At 74.3% G+C, this 16932-nt stretch carries 14 protein-coding genes; all 14 read right to left on the bottom strand.

Translation table 11 applies throughout. From position 1 onward, the window contains the following. Positions 1 to 17: 17 nt before the first annotated feature. A complete protein-coding gene (gene secA / locus ABD158_RS14585) occupies positions 18 to 2966 on the bottom strand; it encodes a preprotein translocase subunit SecA (RefSeq protein ID WP_344008274.1) in 2949 nt (982 codons plus the stop codon). 75 nt (positions 2967 to 3041) lie between these two features. Continuing rightward, complete coding sequence (locus tag ABD158_RS14590; protein ID WP_344008275.1) at positions 3042 to 4286, bottom strand: winged helix-turn-helix domain-containing protein; 1245 nt, start codon at positions 4284 to 4286, stop codon at positions 3042 to 3044. Positions 4287 to 4312: 26 nt separating this feature from the next. After that, on the bottom strand, positions 4313 to 4999 hold the full coding sequence (locus tag ABD158_RS14595) for a response regulator (RefSeq protein WP_344008276.1): 687 nt from the start codon (positions 4997 to 4999) through the stop codon (positions 4313 to 4315). Positions 5000 to 5051: 52 nt separating this feature from the next. Further along, positions 5052 to 5678 (bottom strand): ribosome hibernation-promoting factor, HPF/YfiA family, encoded by a 627-nt coding sequence (hpf, locus tag ABD158_RS14600; protein ID WP_344008277.1) that lies wholly within the window; start codon positions 5676 to 5678, stop codon positions 5052 to 5054. Between the two features lie 214 nt (positions 5679 to 5892). Next, on the bottom strand, positions 5893 to 6621 hold the full coding sequence (locus ABD158_RS14605) for a phosphoribosyltransferase family protein (RefSeq protein ID WP_344008278.1): 729 nt from the start codon (positions 6619 to 6621) through the stop codon (positions 5893 to 5895). A gap of 173 nt (positions 6622 to 6794) precedes the next feature. After that, positions 6795 to 8573 carry an LpqB family beta-propeller domain-containing protein gene (locus tag ABD158_RS14610; RefSeq protein WP_344008280.1) on the bottom strand — a complete coding sequence of 593 codons (1779 nt, stop codon included), beginning with the start codon at positions 8571 to 8573 and terminating at the stop codon, positions 6795 to 6797. Next, a complete protein-coding gene (mtrB, locus tag ABD158_RS14615; RefSeq protein WP_425573208.1) occupies positions 8570 to 10252 on the bottom strand; it encodes an MtrAB system histidine kinase MtrB in 1683 nt (560 codons plus the stop codon). The genes ABD158_RS14610 and mtrB overlap by 4 nt, the downstream gene beginning before the upstream one ends. An 86-nt stretch (positions 10253 to 10338) precedes the next feature. Next, the gene (gene mtrA / locus ABD158_RS14620) at positions 10339 to 11064 is read right to left on the bottom strand and encodes an MtrAB system response regulator MtrA (RefSeq protein WP_344008282.1); all 726 of its coding nucleotides are present in this window, start codon (positions 11062 to 11064) and stop codon (positions 10339 to 10341) included. Between the two features lie 66 nt (positions 11065 to 11130). Further along, on the bottom strand, positions 11131 to 12579 hold the full coding sequence (gene ahcY, locus ABD158_RS14625; protein ID WP_344008283.1) for an adenosylhomocysteinase: 1449 nt from the start codon (positions 12577 to 12579) through the stop codon (positions 11131 to 11133). A 97-nt stretch (positions 12580 to 12676) separates the two neighbouring features. Then, positions 12677 to 13636 (bottom strand): DUF808 domain-containing protein, encoded by a 960-nt coding sequence (locus ABD158_RS14630; protein ID WP_344008284.1) that lies wholly within the window; start codon positions 13634 to 13636, stop codon positions 12677 to 12679. A 196-nt stretch (positions 13637 to 13832) separates the two neighbouring features. Next, on the bottom strand, positions 13833 to 14852 hold the full coding sequence (locus ABD158_RS14635) for a hypothetical protein (RefSeq protein ID WP_344008285.1): 1020 nt from the start codon (positions 14850 to 14852) through the stop codon (positions 13833 to 13835). Positions 14853 to 14861: 9 nt separating this feature from the next. Continuing rightward, entirely contained in the window at positions 14862 to 15062 is a 201-nt protein-coding gene (locus tag ABD158_RS14640; protein WP_344008286.1) for a Trm112 family protein, read from the bottom strand. Continuing rightward, the gene (locus ABD158_RS14645) at positions 15059 to 16456 is read right to left on the bottom strand and encodes a phosphomannomutase/phosphoglucomutase (RefSeq protein ID WP_344008287.1); all 1398 of its coding nucleotides are present in this window, start codon (positions 16454 to 16456) and stop codon (positions 15059 to 15061) included. The genes ABD158_RS14640 and ABD158_RS14645 overlap by 4 nt, the downstream gene beginning before the upstream one ends. A gap of 47 nt (positions 16457 to 16503) precedes the next feature. Beyond that, the gene (locus ABD158_RS14650; protein WP_344008288.1) at positions 16504 to 16872 is read right to left on the bottom strand and encodes a DUF3499 domain-containing protein; all 369 of its coding nucleotides are present in this window, start codon (positions 16870 to 16872) and stop codon (positions 16504 to 16506) included. Between the last annotated feature and the right edge of the window lie 60 nt (positions 16873 to 16932).

The raw sequence follows: 16932 nt of genomic DNA on the forward strand, positions 1-16932 counted from the left end.
CCCGTCGACCGGGGTGCTCAGCCGTTGATGCGGGCGGTCAGGCCGGTGGGCCCGCCGGGCTGGCCGTGGCAGCGCTTGTACTTCTTGCCGGAGCCGCACGGGCACAGGTTGTTGCGCCCGGTACCGGCGTACTCGTCCTCGGGCTCCAGGGCGGCCTCGCGGTGGACCTCGGCCTCCCCGTCCTCGGACGGCGCCGTGTAGGACAGCGGCTGCGAGGAGCGCTGGGGCTCCAGGCCCTTCGCCTTGATGACCGGGGCGTCGGGACGGGTCGGGGCGGTGGCGCCGATGGTGGCGGTCTCCGCGTCGGGCACGTCGACGCCGAGGTCGTCGTGCTCGTGACCGTCGCGGGCGTGGACGTGGCCGTCGCTGCCGTGGTCGTGGTCGTGGCCGTCCCGGGGGTGGACGTGACCCTCGCGACCGTGGTCGTGGTCGTGGTCGTGGTCGTGGGCGCCGTCGGCGTGGTCGTGCTCCTCGACCTCGACCTCGAGGTTGAACAGGAACCCGACGGACTCCTCCTTGATGCCGTCCATCATGGCGCCGAACATGTCGAAGCCCTCCCGCTGGTACTCGACCAGCGGGTCGCGCTGCGAGTACGCCCGCAGCCCGATGCCCTCGCGCAGGTAGTCCATCTCGTAGAGGTGCTCGCGCCACTTGCGGTCGAGCACGGAGAGGAGCACGCGACGCTCGAGCTCACGCATGACCTCCTCGCCGACCTCCTGCTCGCGCCGGTCGTACGCCGCGTGGGCGTCGGCGCGCAGGTCCTCGATGAGGACGTCGCGCGACAGGGCGGCCTGGCCGCCCGCGTCGGCCACGATCTTCTCGCGGTCCAGCGAGATCGGGAACACCTGGCCGAGCTGGGTCCACAGCGCCTCGAGGTCCCACTCCTCGGCGTAGTCGACGGTCGCGCCCGTGACGAACCCGGTCACCACGTCGTCGATGAAGGAGCGCACCTGCTCCTTGAGGTCGGCGCCCTCGAGGACCTGGCGGCGCTCGCCGTAGATGACCTCGCGCTGCCGGTTCATGACGTCGTCGTACTTCAGGACGTTCTTGCGGGACTCGAAGTTCTGCGACTCGACCTGGCCCTGCGCGTTGGCGATGGCGCCGGTGACCCGCTTGTTCTCGATCGGCACGTCGTCGGGCACCTTGAGGACCTGCAGCACGCGGTCGACCCAGTCGGACTTGAACAGGCGCATCAGCTCGTCCTGCAGCGACAGGTAGAACCGGGACTCGCCCGGGTCGCCCTGGCGGCCGGAGCGACCGCGGAGCTGGTTGTCGATGCGCCGCGACTCGTGGCGCTCGGTGCCGATCACGTAGAGGCCGCCGAGCTCGCGGACCTCGTCGTGCTCGTCGCCGACCTGCTTCTTGATCCTCTCGAGCATGTCGGGCCAGGCGGCCTCGTAGGCGTCGGCGGTCTCGCCGGCGGGCTCGAGGCCCTGGCGACGCAGCTCCTGGTCGGCGAGGAACTCGACGGACCCGCCGAGCATGATGTCGGTGCCGCGGCCCGCCATGTTGGTGGCCACGGTGACCGCGCCCTTGTGGCCGGCCTGCGCGACGATCTTGGCCTCGTCGGCGTGGACCTTCGCGTTGAGGACCGTGTGCGGGATGCCCTTCTTCTTCATCAGCCCCGACAGGTGCTCGGACTTCTCGACCGACACCGTGCCGACGAGGACCGGCTGGCCCTTCTCGTGGCGCTCGGCGATGTCCTCGACCACGGCCTCGTACTTGGCCTCCTCGGTGCGGTACACGAGGTCCGCGGCGTCGATGCGGGCCATCGCCTTGTTGGTCGGGATGGGCACGACGCCGAGGGAGTAGGTCTTGTCGAACTCGCTGGCCTCGGTCATGGCCGTGCCGGTCATGCCGGAGAGCTTGTCGTAGAGGCGGAAGTAGTTCTGCAGCGTCACCGTGGCGAGGGTCTGGTACTCCTCGCGGACGGTCACGCCCTCCTTGGCCTCGATGGCCTGGTGCAGGCCGTCGTTGTAGCGGCGACCCGCCAGCATGCGGCCGGTGTGCTCGTCGACGATGAGGACCTCGCCGTTGATGACGACGTACTCCTTGTCGTTGCGGAACAGCTCCTTGGCCTTGATGGCGTTGTTGAGGAACGAGATCAGCGGGGTGTTGGCCGACTCGTAGAGGTTCTCGATGCCGAGGTGGTCCTCGACCTTGGTGATGCCGGGCTCGAGGATCGAGATGGTGCGCTTCTTCTCGTCGACCTCGTAGTCCTTGTCGATCTCGAGCTTCTTCACCAGGCGGGCGAACTCGCCGTACCACTTGACCTCGTCCTGCGTGGGGCCCGAGATGATCAGCGGTGTGCGCGCCTCGTCGATGAGGATCGAGTCGACCTCGTCGACGATCGCGAAGTGGTGGCCCCGCTGCACGCACTCCTCGACCGAGCCGGCCATGTTGTCGCGCAGGTAGTCGAAGCCGAGCTCGTTGTTGGTGCCGTACGTGATGTCGCAGTTGTAGGCCTCGCGGCGCTCGTCGGGCCGCATGTTGGGCAGGATCACGCCCGTGGTCAGCCCGAGGAAGTGGTGGATCCGCCCCATCCACTCCGCGTGGTAGCGGGCCAGGTAGTCGTTGACGGTGACGATGTGGACGCCCTCGCCCGACAGCGCGTTCAGGTACGACGGGAGCGTCGCGACGAGCGTCTTGCCCTCGCCGGTCTTCATCTCGGCGATGTTGCCGAGGTGCAGCGCCGCGCCGCCCATGATCTGCACGTCGTAGTGACGCTGGCCGATCACGCGGTTCGCGGCCTCGCGCACGGTGGCGAACGCCTCGGGCATGAGGTCGTCGACGGACTCCCCCGCCTCGAGGCGCTTGCGGAACTCCACGGTCTGGCCCTGGAGCTCCTCGTCGCTCATGGCGACGAACTCGTCCTCGATGGCGTTGACGGCCTTGGAGATCGCCTGCAGCTCACGGAGGATCTTGCCCTCGCCGATGCGCAGCAGCTTGTCGATGATGACGGGCACGCGGATGGTCTCCTGATCAACGGGACAGCCTGGGGGGCTCCTGGGCGGCCCGGACTCGGTCCGCAGGGGCTCTCCTCACTCTAACCGCCGCCCGGAGCGTGCGCCGACCGCGGCCGACAGCGCCCCGGCGAGGTCGCCGGCGTCGCCCACGACCACGGTCTCGAGACCGAGCCAGGCCGCGAGCTCGAGGAGCTCCGCGGCCAGCTCCGCGGGCAGGTGGGTCGCGGCCCCGGGCTCGGCCCACGCGCCGTGGACCAGCAGCCGGCCGGTCGGCCGGTCCGCCTTGAGGTCGACACGCGCCGCCAGCCGGTCGTCGAGCAGGAACGGCAGCACGTAGTAGCCGTGGACGCGGCGGGCCGCGGGCACGTAGATCTCGATGCGGTAGCGGAAGGCGAACAGCCGCTCCGCGCGCTCACGGCGCCACACGACGGGGTCGAAGGGGCTGAGCAGGCGGCGGGCCCGGACCTCCCGCGGGGCGCGGGCCCCGGCGTGCAGCCAGGCCGGCTGGTCCCAGCCCTCCACCGCGGCCGCGACGAGCTCGCCGGCCTCGACCAGCTCCTCGACGGCGCGGGCCGTCGCGGCGGTCGACATGCGGTAGTAGTCGGCCAGGTCGGGCACCGTGGCGACCCCGTGGGAGGCGGCGGCGCGGCGCACGAGCTCGCGCGCCGCGGCGGCCGGGTCGGGCGTGGGCGCGGCGAGCACCGCCGGCGGCAGGACCCGCTCGGGCAGGTCGTAGAGCACCTCGAACTGGCGGGTGCGGCCGGCGATGGCGAGCTCGCCGGTGCGGTACAGCAGGTCCATCACCTGGCGGGACCGGCTCCAGTTCCAGCCCCAGTGGTCGGTGCGACGAGGGTGGCCGTCGTCGACGTCGCGCGCCGTGAGGGGGCCGCGGTCGGCGACCTCGGCGAGCAGGTCGGCCTCGACGCGCGGGTCCCAGCCGTCGCCGCGCTCGCGGGAGCGCTCCTCGTGGCGTGCCCGCTGCTGGGCCATGCGGTGGCGCATCACCGGCCACAGGTCGACCGGCATGAAGGCCTGCACGTGGGCCCAGTACTCCACCATGCGTCGTGGGCGGACCTCGGACGCGCGACGGACGAGGTCGGTGTCGTAGGGCCCCATGCGCGACCACAGCGGCATGTAGTGGGCGCGGGCCAGGACGTTGACCGAGTCGACCTGCAGCACCCCCGTGCGGCGCAGCGTGCGCTCCACCGTGCGCAGCGTCGGCGTGGCGTGCGGAGTCTCGGCGAAGCCCTGGGCGCCGAGCGCGACCCGACGGGCGCGGGCGGCGCCCAGCCGCACCGGCGTCCCTGCACCCCGGCTCACGGCTCCCCGCGTCCCGGCTCCCCGGGTCACGACACCTCGACGAGCTTGGCCCGCAGCGCGTAGACCACGGCCTCCACGCGGGAGTGCAGACCGAGCTTCTCGAGCATGTTGCGGACGTGGTTCTTGACGGTGTTCTCGCTGATGGACAGGCGCACGGCGATCTCCCGGTTGCCCAGCCCCCGGGCCACCAGCCGCAGCACCTCGAGCTCACGGTCGGTCAGTCGCGCGGCGGGGCGGGGCGGGGCCTCGCCCGGAGCCGCGGTGGGCTGCATCCCGCTGACGAGCTTGAGCGCCATCGCGGGGCTGATCAGCGACTGGCCGGCAGCGACCACCCGGACCGCCTGCACGACCTCCTCCACGGTGGAGTCCTTGAGCAGGTAGCCCATCGCGCCGCCGCGGACCGCCTCGTAGAGGTCGGCCTCGTCGTCGGAGCCGGAGAGCACGACCACGCGCGCCCCGGGCACGCTCGCCGTGATCCGGCGGCAGGCCTCGAGCCCCGAGCGGTGGGGCATCCGGGCCTCGAGCAGGACGACGTCGGGGGACGTCGCGACCGCGCGGGCGACGGCCTCGCGACCGTCGGCCGCCTCCGCGACGACGACGATCCCGTCCTCCGCGTCCAGCAGCAGGCGCAGCCCCCGGCGGAAGAGCTCCTGGTCGTCCGCGAGGAGCACCCGCACCGACGGCGCAGGCGGGACGGACGGGTCGGCGGACACGGCCGGATCCTCCCACGGCGGCGGACGCCGCCGCGGGAGGACGGGGTCGGGCTCAGTCGGCGTCGACGTCCACGTCGAGGGAGATCACGCCGTAGTCGTAGCCGCGACGGCGGTAGACGACTGAAGGCCGCTCGCTCTCCTTGTCGACGAACAGGTAGAAGTCGTGGCCGACGAGCTCCATCTCGTACAGGGCCTGGTCGAGCGTCATGGTGGTCGCGGCGTGGGTCTTCTCCCGGACCACGAGCGGGCCGTCGCCCTGCACCTCGATCGGGCCCACGCGACGCGACGTGACGCCCTCGTCGGAGGTCTCCTCGTCGTCGAGGACCGGCTGGACCTCGGGCACCGCCGTCCCGACCGGGACCTGCTGGCGGCCCTTGGAGTGGCGGCGGCGGTCGGAGGCGCGCCGCATCTGCGACGCCATCTTGTCGAGGGCGAGGTCGAGGGCACCCATCTTGTCCTCGGCCGCCGCCTCCGCCCGGATCACCGGGCCGCGGGAGAAGGCGGTCAGCTCCACGCGCACCGCCTGGTCGTGCTGGCGCGGGTTGCGCTCGGCCGACACCTCGACGGCGATGCGCATGATCCGGTGGTCGTGCTTCTCCAACCGGGCGAGCTTGTCCTCCACGTGGGCGCGGAACCCGTCCGACACCTCACAGTGTCGGGCCGTGACGACGACCTCCATGGTGCGACCTCCCTCATCTGGGCCCCGCAGGGCCAACTTCGCGGGCGAGCGGAGTCCACGCGTCGGGGGCGACGCGTCCGGCGGGCCCGGGAGGGCGTGCCGGTGACGGGCACGCACGACGGGGCGGCGGTGCCGCTCCGTGGGCCGGCCGCGAGGCGCCGACGGCGCTGCTTCGAGGCGGGGTGCGGTCCCGGGCGGACTCCATGACGAGACGTTAGTGCCTGGGGGACGGCGGCGGAAGCGGACCGGGCCGACGACGGGGGGTCGCCGCGACCAGGGCGTGCCCCGTGACGGCCACGCCCACCGCGGCCAGCGCCCGCTGCGCCTCGGCCAGGGTCGAGCCGGTCGTCACGACGTCGTCGACCACGACGAGCCGCGTGCCGGGCGGCGCCCCGGCGAGCCGGCGCAGGCCGGGCGCCCACTGCGACCCGGCCAGGTTGGCGGCCCGCGCCGCGGCGCCCAGCCCGGCCTGGTCGAGGACCGGGCCCCGGACCGCGAGCACCCCGGGCACGGCGAGGGCCGCGACCCCGTCACGGCGCAGCCGCCGGGCGGCGAGCCGGCCCAGCGTGCCGAGGGGGTCGTGGCCGCGGGCCCGCACCACCGCGCGTCGGCTCGGCACCGGCAGGATCAGCACCGGGTCGGGACCGGGCGCGGCGGCCCCCACCGCGAGCGCCAGCAGCGCCGCCAGCGGCGGGGCGTGCGCGAGCCGGCGCCGCTCCTTGTGGCCGACCACGAGCTCGCGCACGGTGCCCTCGTAGGCGGCGGCCGCCCACGGCGGCGCCAGCCCCGGCGGGACCGGGTCCGGCCACGCGGGCACCGCGACCTGCGGCAGCCCGGCCGCGCAGGCCCGGCACAGCAGGCGGCCGGGACGCCCGCACCCCGCGCAGCGCGACCCCGTGAGCAGGTCGCGCAGGGCCTCGGCGGCGGTCAGGGGCGGGTCCACGACGCCCAGCCTCCTGCGCGGGCCGCCCGGTGCCGGGCGGGCCGTCGGGGCCTGGGGAGGACGCGGACGCGCGGGCCCCGGGGGACGTCGGGTGGCCCGCCCCCGGCCGACCCGGGGTCAGCCCACGGAGGTCAGCCCACGGAGGTCAGCCCACGGAGGTCAGCCCACGGAGGTCAGCCCACGTAGGTCAGCGACACGACGTCGGGCGGCACGTCGGTCGTGCCCGGGGTGCCGAGCAGCTGCGTGCCCGAGTCCGTCATCAGGTACGTCGGGAGGTCGTCGTCGGGCGCCGCGACCACCCGTCGTACCGGCTCGCGGTCGAACGACGCGGGCGGCAGGTCGTCGGTGCTGGGCCGGGAGCCGTCCACCGGGGCCAGGCGGGCGGTCCAGATGCCGCGCGAGATGCGCTCGACCACGGCGATCGTCGTGGGCTCGCTCCACTCGAGGTCGATCACCCGCAGCGGGTCCTCGCCGCCGGTGAGCACGAGGCGTCCGCCGGTGACCGCCCGCACCTCACCGTCCCGGTCGTAGCGGACCCGGTGGGCCACGACCCGGTCGCTCGTGCCGGGCGCGCCCCGCACGGCCGCCACCAGCCGCGAGCCGTCGCGGGAGACCTGCAGGTCGGTGACGTCGCGCCCGGTGACCCCGGGGACGGCCACCTCGCGCAGGTCGCGGCCGCTGACGACGACGACGCGGGCGCCCTCGGCGGTGCGGTCGAGCGTCCACAGGCGCCCGGCGTGGTCCCAGCTGGGCTCGGCGAGGTCCTCGCCCCCGTCCAACACGGGGCGGACGGCCTGCTCGTCGTCGTCGACCCCGCCGAGCAGGATCGTCGCGCCGTCGTCGGTCACCCCGGCGACGAGGTCCCCGGTCATGTCGACGGCGATGTCGCGCAGGCCGTAGCGGGAGGTCCCGAAGGCACCCCGCACCGGCATCACCCCCTCGTCGGGCGACACGTCGACCAGCAGCCCGTCCTGGAGGCCGAACAGGCGGCTCGAGCTCGCCGAGACCGACGGCGAGTACTCCTCGCCGTACTCGACGGGGATCTCCGAGCTGCCGTCGGCCAGGCGGACCGGCTCGCCCGCCAGGGTCACCCGGAAGGCCTCGATGGCCGGGTCCTGGCGCAGCGTCCAGGCCAGCTGGGCCAGGAGCAGCCCGAGGGTCTCCTCGTCGGGCAGGGCGCGCTCGCCCTGGAGCACCACGTCGGCGAGCCCCGCCGCCGAGACCGTCACCGACATCTCCAGCGACGCCTCGCGGGGCAGGAAGGAGCGGGACACGTCCGCCCGGCCCGAGCCGGGTCCCTCGACCAGCCGCCGGACCAGCGTCGTGGCGAGCTGCTCGCCGTCGGGGAGGAACACCGGCTCCGGGACGAGGATCTCGGCCTCGGGGTCGAAGAAGTACAGCGACACCGCCCGGAAGCGGTTCTCGAACCAGTCCTCGGGCACGATCAGCGCGTCGGGGGCCTCGGCGATGCGCCACTCGCCGGCCTCGCGGACCATCGGGAAGCTCAGCTCGCCGGCCCCGGCCGCCACCTCGCCCTGCCAGGAGCCCCGACGGTCGAGACGGTTGGCGTCCGGCAGCCGCACGTCGACCCGGCTCCCGCCGGCGCGCGCCACCGGACGCAGCGCACCGGAGTAGGTGAGGGTCTCGCGCTCGGGCTCCCACGTCGCGGCGTCCTCGTCGGCGAGGAACTCCCGCGCGATGCCGGTCTGCACCGGGGTCGCGGTCATGGCCTCCATGAAGTGGCGCACGACGTCCGCGGCCGACTCCCCCGGCCGGGGCCCGCTCGGGACGTAGAAGGCACCCGGGGCGTCGTCGCGGGGGGTCACGCGGTCGTCCTGCACCACCGGGCCCGACTCCGGCAGCCGCACGCAGCCGGAGAGGCCGAGGGCCAGGGCGAGCACCGCGACCGCGAGGGGGCCGGCCCGGCGTGCCGACGGCTCGGCGCGCCTCATCGCTGCGCCCCGGCGTCGGCGGGCACCAGCGGCAGCGGGCTCTGACGGAGCTCGTGACCGGCGCGACGCGGCAGGGTGAGGCGGAACTGGGCGCCGGCCCCGGGCCGACCCCACGCCTGCAGCCACCCGCCGTGCAGGTGCGCGTCCTCGAGGGAGATGGAGAGCCCCAGGCCGGTGCCGCCGCTGGTGCGGGCACGAGCCGGGTCCGCGCGCCAGAAGCGGTTGAACACCATCGCGGACTCCCCCGACTCCAGGCCGACGCCGTAGTCGCGCACGGCGACCGCCGCGGCGTGCTCGTCGCCCGCGACCCGCACGACGATGTCGCCGAGGGCGTCGGGCGCGTCGGGGGCGGAGCGGGCGTGGTCGATCGCGTTGGTGACGAGGTTGCGCACGACCCGCTCGACCCGGCGGGCGTCGGCCTCGGCGCGGACCGGGCCGGCCGCGTCGACCGCGAGCGTGATCCCCCGCTGGTCGGCGAGCACGCGGGTGGAGTCGACGACGCGGCGCACGACCTCGACGAGGTCGAGGTCCTCGGTCTCCAGGCTCGCGGCCCCGGCGTCGAAGCGGCTGATCTCCAGCAGGTCGGCCAGCAGGGTCTCGAAGCGGTCGAGCTCCTTCTGCAGCAGCTCCGCGGCGCGCGAGGACGAGCCGTCGAAGTCCTCGCGGGAGTCGTAGAGCACGTCGCTGGCCATCCGCACCGTGGTCAGCGGGGTGCGCAGCTCGTGGGAGACGTCCGACACGAAGCGTCGCTGGAGGCGGCTCAGCTCCTCGAGCTGGCGGATCTGGGCCTGCAGGTTGGACGCCATCTGGTTGAACGACGTGGCCAGGCGCGCCAGGTCGTCCTCGCCGCTGACCCGCAGCCGCTCCTGCAGCCGGCCGGCGGCCAGGCGCTCGGCGACCTGGCGGGCCAGCCGGATCGGCGTCACGACCTGCCGCGTCACGAGGAAGGTCACGCCGCCGACGAGGAGCAGCAGGAGCACCGCGGCGGCCAGCAGCGCCCGCTGCACGAGCGCGAGCGTCTCGGCCTCGTCGTCCAGCGGGAAGAGGTAGTACAGGGTGTAGCTCTCGCCGTCGGCCGGCAGCTCGACCTGGGAGCCGACCGCGACCGCGGGCATCGTGCGCATCCGGCCGGAGGCGTCCTCCTGCCGCATGCGGGTGTAGGACCAGGCGGGGTCGGGCGACTCCGCGAAGTGGGCCACCAGGGCCGGGGGGACGCTGGCCACGTCGAGGCCGGGCGTGAACTGGGTGCCCCCCGCCCCGCTCAGCGAGGCGCCGGGCTCGGTCGTGGCGGCCAGGACCACCGCGAACCCGCGGGCCTCGCCGCGGTTGACGATGGGCTCGACGAGCTGGACCCGCTGGCCGGCGGCGTCCGCGTCGGTGCCGGGGGTCGCGAGCAGGCGCTCCTGCGCCTCGCGGGTCTCGTTGGCGGCCTCCGCCACGACGGCGTCGACCCGGTCGTCCAGGAGCCCGTCGCGGGTCTGCTGCAGCAGGAACCACCCGACGACGCCGATGACGACGGCCGTGAGCGCCATCGTGCTCGCCACGACGCGGACCTGGATCGAGCGCCGCCACACCGTGAGCCCCCGTCGGACGACGGTGCGGCCGGGACGGCGCGCACGGCGCGCCGACGGCGGCGGGTCCCCGGCGGCGGCACCGACGGGCCCGGGAGCCGACGGCATCGCGGGGCGCGGCTCGACGCCCGCCGCGGGGTCGTCGCCGCGCCGGGGTCCGGGGGGCGCGCTCGGCGCCGGGCGGGCCACCTCGACTAGCCGGCGGTCGACTCGTCGACCCGCTCGGCGACCGGGTTGCCGGCCTTGTAGCCGACCCCGCGGACGGTGACGACGATCTCGGGGCTCTCCGGGTCGGTCTCGACCTTGGAGCGCAGCCGCTGCACGTGGACGTTGACGAGCCGGGTGTCGGCGGCGTGCCGGTAGCCCCAGACCTGCTCGAGCAGCACCTCGCGGCTGAACACCTGCCCGGGTTTGCGCACCAGCGCGACGAGGAGGTCGAACTCAAGCGGGGTCAGGGACAGGGCCCGGCCGCCGCGGGTCACGGTGTGACCCGCGACGTCGATCTGCAGGTCGCCGATCGCGAGGGTCTGCGCGCCGGGCTCGTCGTTGCGACGGACCCGGGCCCGCACCCGGGCGACCAGCTCCTTGGGCTTGAACGGCTTGACGACGTAGTCGTCGGCCCCGGACTCGAGGCCGACGACCACGTCGACGGTGTCGCCCTTGGCGGTCAGCATGACGATCGGCACGCCCGACTCGGCCCGGATCTCGCGGCACACGTCGATGCCGTCGCGCCCGGGGAGCATCAGGTCGAGCAGCAGCACGTCGGGTTTGTAGTCCCGGAACTCCGCCAGCGCGCGGTCGCCGCGCGTGCAGATCCGGGACTCGAAGCCCTCCTGGCGCAGGACGATGGCGAGCATCTCGCCGAGCGAGGCGTCGTCGTCGACCACGAGCACGCGGCCACGGGGTGCGATGTCAGTCATGCCTTCTTCCGGGTCGTCGGGCACCTGCACCGGTGCACCGACGACCCGCCGTGGGGAGAGGGGCGATCAGTAGCGGTACTGGTCGGACTTGTACGGACCGGAGACCGGCACGCCCAGGTAGGACGCCTGCTCGTCGCTGAGGGTGGTGAGCTTGACCCCGAGCGCGGACAGGTGGAGGCGTGCGACCTCCTCGTCCAGGTGCTTCGGCAGCACGTAGACACCCACAGGGTAGTCCTCGGTCCGCACGAAGAGCTCGATCTGGGCGAGCACCTGGTTGGTGAACGAGTTCGACATCACGAACGACGGGTGGCCGGTCGCGTTGCCGAGGTTCATCAGGCGACCCTCGGAGAGCACGATGATCGAGGTGCCCGCGCCGGCGCCCTCGTTGAAGGTCCAGACGTCGACCTGGGGCTTGACGTTCTTGCGGGTCGCGACGCCCTCGGCCTCGAGGCCGGCCATGTCGATCTCGTTGTCGAAGTGGCCGATGTTGGCCACGATCGCCTGGTGCTTCATGGCCCGCATGTGGTCCACGGTCACGACGGCCTTGTTGCCGGTGGCGGTGACGATGATGTCGGCGGTCGGCAGGGCCTCCTCGAGGGTGGTGACCTGGTAGCCGTCCATGGCCGCCTGCAGCGCGCAGATCGGGTCGATCTCGGTGACGATCACGCGGGCGCCCTGGCCGCGCAGCGACTCCGCGCAGCCCTTGCCCACGTCGCCGTACCCGGCGACGACGGCGACCTTGCCGCCGATGAGGACGTCGGTGCCGCGGTTGATGCCGTCGATGAGCGAGTGGCGGCAGCCGTACTTGTTGTCGAACTTCGACTTGGTGACCGAGTCGTTGACGTTGATGGCCGGGAAGAGCAGCGAGCCCTCGCGCATCATGTCGTACAGGCGCAGGACACCGGTGGTGGTCTCCTCGGTGACGCCCTTGACGGAGTTCGCGACGCGCGACCAGCGGGCGGTGTCGGTCTCGAGGCTGCGGGCGAGCACGTCGAAGATGACGCGCTGCTCGGCGCTGCCGGCGGTGGCCGGGTCGGGCGCGTGGCCCTTCTTCTCGGCCTCGACGCCGAGGTGGACGAGCAGGGTGGCGTCACCGCCGTCGTCGAGGATCATGTTGGGCTCGGCGTCGGCCCAGTCGAGGATCTGCTGGGTGCACCACCAGTACTCCTCCAGCGACTCGCCCTTCCAGGCGAAGACCGGCACGCCGGCGGGCGCGTCGACGGTGCCGCCGGTCTCGGGGCGGCCCACGACGACCGCGGCCGCGGCGTGGTCCTGCGTGGAGAAGATGTTGCAGGAGGCCCAGCGGACCTCGGCCCCGAGGTCGACGAGGGTCTCGATGAGCACGGCGGTCTGCACCGTCATGTGCAGCGAGCCGGCGATGCGGGCGCCGGCGAGCGGCTTCTCGGCGCCGTAGCGCTCGCGCATGGCCATCAGGCCGGGCATCTCGTGCTCGGCGAGGGTGATCTCGGTGCGGCCGTAGTCGGCCAGGCTGAGGTCGGCGACCTTGAAGTCCATGGACTCACTCTCCGGTGTCAGGTGCTGTGCTCTGACTTCCGAGGGTAGGTCGGTCGCGGCACGGACCGGGAATCCTCGCGGCCCCCGCGCGGAGGGGTCAGTGCGACAGCTTGGCCTCCACCGAGGCGGGCAGCGCGCTCTTCGCGGCGACGACGAGCGCACCGACGAGGAGCCCCACGAGGGCGGAGGCGAGGGTGTTGACGAACCACCCCGCGACGGCCCCGGCCGAGCCGAGCGCGTCGTGGACGGCGACCTCGACGTGGTGCACGGCGTCGTACGGCGCGGCCAGGCCGAGCTCCTCGGCGCCGACGAGCAGGATGTGGCCGCCGACCCAGAGCATCGCGGCGGTCCCGACCACCGAGATCACCGCCATGACCTTCGGCATCCCCTTCACGAGGCCGCGCCCCACCCGCTGCGCGGCGGCGGAGGGCCGCTGGGCCAGCGCGAGGCCGACGTCGTCGACCTTCACGATGACGCCGACCACGCCGTACACGAGCACGGTGATGCCGACCGCGACGACGACCAGGATCGCCGCGCGCGACCAGAAGCCCTCCGCGGCGACCTCGTTGAGCGAGATCACCATGATCTCCGCCGACAGGATCAGGTCGGTGCGGATCGCGCCCGAGACCATCGTCCGCTCGGCCTCCTCGGGGCTCTGCGGGGCCTGCGCCCGGTCGGCGGCGGCCGGTGCGTGCTCGGCGGGTCGCAGCTTGTGCCAGACCTTCTCCGCGCCCTCGTAGCAGAGGAACGCCCCGCCCAGCATGAGGATCGGCGTCAGCAGCCACGGCAGGAACTGCGAGAGCAGCAGGGCGGCGGGCAGGATGATCAGCAGCTTGTTGCGCAGCGACCCGACCGCGATCTTGCGGATCATCGGCAGCTCGCGCTCGGCGGCGACGCCCTGCACGTACTGCGGGGTCACGGCCGCGTCGTCGACCACGACGCCCGCGGCCTTCACGCTCGCCCGGCCCGCCGCGGCCCCGACGTCGTCGATCGAGGCCGCCGCCATCCGGCTCAGCGCGGCGACGTCGTCGAGCAGGGCGAACAGTCCACTGGCCATGGCGGCAGGCTACCCAGCCCCGACCCCCGCCACGCCGACTCGGCGCTCGCGTGCGCGCCAGGAGGCCCGAGTCGGCGCTCGCGTGCACGCCGGGAGGCCCGAGTCGGCCCGTGCGTGCACCCGGAGGGCCCACGGACGCGCACCGCTGCCGACCCGACGGTCGCGCAGCCCGCACGGCTGCCGACGGGGCGGGCGGTCAGCGGGGGTCGTCGACCAGCCCGAGGCGCAGGTAGGCGCCGGCGTAGGTGCCGAGCAGCACCGTCGCGGCGTACGACGGGAGGGGGCCGGCGTCGTCCGGTCCGGGCAGGTCGACGACGCGGACCCCGCGGGACTCGGCGGAGGCGCGCAGCTCGGGGCCGGTGTCGGGGCCGCCGAGGACGAGGACGGCCGGGCGGACGCGGCCCGGGGCGTCGTCGTAGGGGTCGTCGAAGATGCTGCGCGACGGGGCCGACTCGACCAGCGGCAGGAGGTCCGCGGCGTCCCCGGCCAGGACGGGCATCCCGGTGAGGCGGCGCATCGCGGCGGCGACCCCCGACGCGGCGCGAGCCCCGAGGGCGTCGTCGGCGCCGAGGACGGCGGGCACGCAGTCGCCGAGGCCCGCGGCGGCCGTCTTGGCGGGGTTGACGGTGGCGTCGCGGTAGGGCGAGCACGCGGTGGCCACCTCGTCGAGGGCGGCGGCGACCGCGTCGGGGTCGGGGTCGGCGGCCAGACCCGTGGCCGCCAGGTGGGTCAGCGCCAGCAGGGCCAGCACCAGGGGCTCGCCCGCCCGGGTGGTGAGGACCGCCGACCAGCGGCCGGCGGCCGCCTCGGCGACCGCGGAACCCGGGCCGCACACGGCGACCACCCGGCAGCCGCGCCGGACGGCACCGGCGGCCGCGCGGGCCGCGGCGGCGTCGGGCGCTCCCTCGGGCGCGAGCAGCACGAGCAGGTCGAGACCGCCGGCCCACGACGGGAGCTCGGTCTCGGTGCGGGCGACGACCGGCGCACCGCAGCGCTCGTCGAGGCGGGCGGCGACCAGGTCGGAGCCGGCACCGAGCACGACGACGGCGCGGGGGCGGTCCGGGTCGCCGGCGACCTCGCGCGCGACGGCGAGGTCCTCCGCGGCGTCACCGAGGGCACGGCGCACCCGCGCGCCGGACTCGGCCAGCTCCCGCAGCGTGGCGTCGGCGTCGGCCAGGGCGCGGTCGTCGTCGAGGCGGGTCTCGTCGAACCACACGGCCCGCTCCTAGCCCTGCCGCGGGCCGGGGGTGGCCTCGTCGACCAGCAGCACCGGGATCGAGTCGCGGACCGGGTAGACGAGGCCGCAGCCCGTGCAGCGCAGCGTGGTGACGGCGTCGGTCACCTCCACCTCGAGCGTCGAGCGGCAGTCGGGGCAGGCGACCACCTCGAGCAGGCGGGGGTCGATGCCGCCCGCGCCGGCGCTCACGCCGCACCACCGCGGATGATCGCCAGGGCCTCGTCGCGCACACCGGTCATCGTCGTCTCGTCCTCACCTTCGGCGTTCAGCCGCAGCAGCGGCTCCGTGTTGGAGGCCCGGACGTTGAACCACCACCGCTCGTGCGAGACGGTCAACCCGTCCAGGGTGTCGGTGGTGACGCCGTCCCGGCCGTCGTACGCCGCCGCGATCGCGGCGATCGCCGCCGCCGGGTCGGCGACGGTGGAGTTGATCTCGCCGCTGGCGACGAACCGCTCGTACTGCCCGAGCAGGCCGGACAGCGGCTGACCGGTCTGGGCGAGGGCCGCGAGGGTGTGCAGGGCGGCGAGCATCCCGGAGTCGGCGCGCCAGAAGTCGCGGAAGTAGAAGTGCCCGCTGTGCTCGCCGCCGAAGACCGCGTCGGTCTCGGCCATGCGGGCCTTGATGTAGGAGTGCCCCACCCGGGTGCGCACCGGCGTGCCGCCGAGCTCGGTGACGATCTGCGGGACGGCCCGGCTGGTGATCAGGTTGTGGATCACGGTCGCCCCGGGCACGCGGAGCAGCTCGCGGGCGGCGATCAGCGCGGTGATCGTCGACGGGGAGACGGCCCGGCCCCGCTCGTCGACGACGAAGCAGCGGTCGGCGTCCCCGTCGAAGGCGAGACCGGCGTCGGCGCCGACCTCGACGACCCGGCGCTGCAGGTCGACGAGGTTGGCCGGGTCGATCGGGTTGGCCTCGTGGTGCGGGAAGCTGCCGTCGAGGTCGAAGTACAGGGCGTCCAGCTCGACCGCGTCGAAGCCGAGCCGATCGAAGACCGCCGGCGCGGTGAGGCCGGCCATCCCGCTGCCCGCGTCGACGACGACCTTCAGCCGCCGGCCCGTGACGGGGGCCAGCGAGAGCAGGTGGGCGGCGTACGCGTCGAGCACGTCGTGCTCGGTGATCGACCCCTCCCGGGCGGCGGTCGGCCGGTGGCCGGCGGCGACGAGGTCGCGGATCTCGGCGAGCCCGGTCTCGGTCCCGACCGGCTGGGCGTGGGCGCGGCACAGCTTGATCCCGTTGTACTGCGCGGGGTTGTGGCTCGCGGTGAACATCGCGCCCGGCCGACCGAGGTGCCCGGAGGCGAAGTAGAGCTGGTCGGTGGAGGCGAGGCCGATCATCGTGACGTCGGCGCCCGCCTGCGAGGCGCCGTCGGCGAAGGCCCCGGCGAGGCCCGGGGAGCTGGGCCGCATGTCGTGGCCGACGACGACCTCGGTGGCCCCGACGACCGTCACGAACGCCGCCCCGACCGCGCGGGCCAGGTGCTCGTCGACCTGCTCGGGCACGAGCCCCCGCACGTCGTAGGCCTTGAAGACCTCACGCAGCGTGGCCTCGGGGACGGGGTCGGCCGAGGACCCGGGAGCTGCCATGCGGCGGAGCCTAGCGGCAGGCCCGGACACCCGGTCCGGGCGCGGTCTCAGTCCGAGGTGAGCATCCGCAGGTGGCCCCGACGGACGCCGCGGGAGGTGTCGTCGTGACCGCCGACGGGCGCTCCTCCGCCGCTCGGGGCCGCGGGTCGCGGCGTGGCCCGGACGGCGTCGGCCAGGGCGAGCAGGTCGTCCGTCGTGGGGCCCGCGGCCACCTTCTCCGGCGCCAGGCGCAGCACCTCCCAGCCGCGCGGGGCCGAGAGCCGCTCGCTGTGCTGGGAGCACAGGTCGTAGGCGTGGGGCTCGGCGTACGTCGCCAGCGGGCCGAGCACGGCCGTCTGGTCCCCGTAGTTGTAGGTCAGGGTGTTGACCGCAGCACGACCGCACGCGGTCCGCGAGCAGCGTCGGGCGGTGTTCACGGCGCTGACCGTACCCGTCGGGACCGACGCCGCCCGCGTGCCACGCCCGAGCCCGGAGCA

This window comes from Nocardioides lentus, from assembly GCF_039529515.1.
Classification (GTDB): Bacteria; Actinomycetota; Actinomycetes; order Propionibacteriales; family Nocardioidaceae; genus Nocardioides; species Nocardioides lentus.